The sequence below is a fragment of the Schlesneria sp. genome (assembly GCF_036405755.1).
GTDB lineage: Bacteria > Planctomycetota > Planctomycetia > Planctomycetales > Planctomycetaceae > Schlesneria > Schlesneria sphaerica.
Genome location: NZ_DASWWZ010000553.1, coordinates 1 through 1,997, shown reverse-complemented (window position 1 = coordinate 1,997; position 1,997 = coordinate 1). Strand labels below are relative to the sequence as shown.

At 61.2% G+C, this 1,997-nt stretch carries 2 protein-coding genes; both read left to right on the top strand.

Annotated features, from left to right (window positions below; translation table 11 throughout):
- A partial coding sequence (cobA, locus tag VGE80_RS18555; RefSeq protein ID WP_440593701.1) for a uroporphyrinogen-III C-methyltransferase occupies nt 1–1,569 on the top strand: 1,569 nt, incomplete at its 5' end.
- Between the two features lie 72 nt (nt 1,570–1,641).
- Nucleotides 1,642–1,997, top strand: a 356-nt coding sequence (locus tag VGE80_RS18550) for an ATP-binding protein (RefSeq protein WP_440593700.1), incomplete at its 3' end; no start/stop codon positions are given.

The following is a 1,997-nucleotide window of genomic DNA, read 5'->3' as shown; positions in this document are numbered from 1 at the left end:
GCGACGAATGCATTCATGACTGTCCCACCCTCAGAAACTTCTCAGACCGGGTTTGTCTACCTGGTGGGGGCCGGACCTGGCGATCCAGGTTTACTTACGCTGCGTGGTGCTGAATGCCTGTCGCGCGCGGATCTTGTTCTGTACGACGGACTGGTCAACCCTCTGTTGCTCCGATACTCACGGGCCTCTGCCGAACGGACGAATCGGGCCGATGGACCTGCCGGACGAATGATTCCGCAGGAAGAAATCAATGCTCGTTTGATTGAAGCCGCGCGCGAGGGAAAAGTCGTTGTCCGACTCAAAGGGGGCGACCCGTTCATTTTTGGCCGGGGCTCTGAAGAAGCTGCCGCGCTGACGTCTGCCGGAATTCCCTTCGAAGTTGTGCCGGGAATTACCGCAGCCACGGCCGCAGCCGTCTACACCGGTATCTCGCTGACGCATCGGGACCATGCCTCTGCCGTTGCTTTTGTCACGGGGCACGAAGATCCGACGAAGTCCTCGGCGTTGGACTATTCCTCGCTTGCCCGCTTCCCCGGAACACTTGTGTTCTACATGGGGCTGCATCGGCTACCGTTGATTGCCCAGTCGCTGATTTCCGCAGGGAAATCGCCAGACACTCCGACTTGTGTGGTCAGCCGTGCGACGACGCCACGCCAGCGAACGGTCATCGGTACGCTGGCCACGATTCCTCAAATGGCGAAAGAGGCCGAACTGCACGCTCCTTCCCTGGTGATTGTCGGAGACTGTGTTCGGGTTCGTGAGCAGGTTGAGTGGTTCGAGCAGCGGCCGTTATTCGGTCAGGTGGTGGGGATTCCGCGACCTGCCGACCAGGGGGATGAGACCGCATTGCGGCTGGTCGAATTAGGGGGTGACCCGGTTCTGCTGCCGACAATCGAGATTGCTCCTCCTGAGAACTGGACCGCTATCGATGCGGCGCTGGCTCGGTTGGGAACCTTCGACTGGGTTGTCTTTACGAGTGTGAACGGCGTACACGGGTTGCTCGGTCGATTGTGGGAGACGGGCGGCGATACGCGGAAGCTCGGGAATTGCCGGTTGGCCGCGATTGGTCCGGGAACCGCAGCGGCACTGGCGAAGTACTCGCTCAGGCCCGATCTGGTCCCGGTGGAGTACCGGGCTGAGGCACTCGCTGACGAGCTGAAGCCGCACGTTGTGGGAAAACGAATTCTGTGGGTCCGTGCCAGTCGGGGACGGGATGTCCTGCCGGTGGAACTGACCGCGGCAGGAGCTCAATTCGAACAGGTCGTCGTCTACCAGAACCGTGATGTCGCTCAGTTGCCTGCAGATGCGACGCACCGCATTGAAAACGGCGAGCTGAACTGGATTGCGCTATCGAGCCCCTCCATCGCCCGCAACCTGGCTCGGATCCTGTCTCCCCAGGCGAAATCCTGGCTGGGGACGAAGACGAAACTGGTCAGCATCAGTCCGGTGACCTCCGCTGCTGCGAAAGACGTGGGGCTTCCCATCGCTGCAGAAGCCCGCGAGTACACCTGGGAGGGACTGTTTCAGGCGATGATCGATGCCGAAAAGTGCAAAGCGCTGGGCGAGTGACTCGGCCAGAAAACGGGTATGGATGTCGTGCGCTCCTTGCTTCCCTGCAGATCGTGGTAGTTTGAAGCAATCATGACCCATTTCCTTGACGAGTTGCGAAAGGGCTTCAGGCGGGGGCAGGTCGAAGGGGCTCGGGTTCTCGTGGGGGTCTCCGGTGGGGCGGATAGTGTGGCGTTGCTTCTCGGATCAGTCGAACTGGCCGGGGAATTTTCGCTCGAACCCGTGGTGGCACACCTTAATCACGGCCTGAGAGGCGAGGCGAGTGATGCGGACGCAGCGTGGGTAGAGCGGCTGGCCGGTTCCCTGGGGCTTCCCATCGAGCGAGGTGACCTGTCCGGGGAACTGCTGCGGGATGCACCGGGGGGGCTGGAAGAGCGAGCGCGTGAGTGCCGTTACCGGTTCTTCGATGAGGCTGCCAGGAAGCGGAA